This window comes from Roseivirga thermotolerans (assembly GCF_014653175.1).
GTDB lineage: Bacteria > Bacteroidota > Bacteroidia > Cytophagales > Cyclobacteriaceae > Roseivirga > Roseivirga thermotolerans.
In genome coordinates this window covers 1-644 of record NZ_BNAG01000012.1, presented here as the reverse complement: position 1 = coordinate 644, position 644 = coordinate 1, and the positions used below count along the sequence as shown (strand labels likewise).

Here is a 644-nt window from a genome sequence, read left to right as displayed (position 1 = left end):
GCCTTAAAAGGGTATGACCTGGCCATTGAGCATGATCTGGTGCCTAAAGACTTAATCAAGGTTAATCCTAACCCGGTGTATACCGATCCCTATCATTTTCTCAAAGAAAACGGATGAAAGTTGTTTCCGAAGTAGACTAATATAAAAATGAATTGGGGCTGCTTAATTTAGGGGGATAGAAATGGATTATCATAAGCGTCTAGTTGAGCTGCATTATGAATATGCTGAAAAAGAGAAAGACTTTATAGAGAAGTCTTTTGATGAAAGTTTATCGCAAGACCATGTACGAGCAGAGTTCTTCTATATCAATGAGCGGGAGGCGTTATATCAATATAGCGTGCTGGCTAATATAGCGGCTGCTAAGCAACATTTTTATACCTGTGGCCGGTGCGATGAATATATGATGAAAGTCCATAATCGGCAGATTTTAGGTTGGGGGATAAAGCGCGTGGGCTACGCCCTTCTGAGTGATTGCAAGCCAATGATAGAGCGGTATGCATTGCTTAGTGATGGTGCTTTTGAGGTACAAAAAAGAAAAGGCCACCCGGTGTATTGTGTGCAACTGGCTTTGCTCAATAAGCTCGATGAGTTGGAGAAGCAAGTGGCTCTTTTAAAAGAAAAAGCCTCCAAAAAGACCAATAAAT

At 41.1% G+C, this 644-nt stretch carries 1 protein-coding gene; it reads left to right on the top strand.

Translation table 11 applies throughout. The features are described from left to right. Window positions 1-181: 181 nt before the first annotated feature. Window positions 182-644, top strand: a 463-nt coding sequence (locus IE164_RS18485; protein ID WP_189631760.1) for a hypothetical protein, incomplete at its 3' end; no start/stop codon positions are given.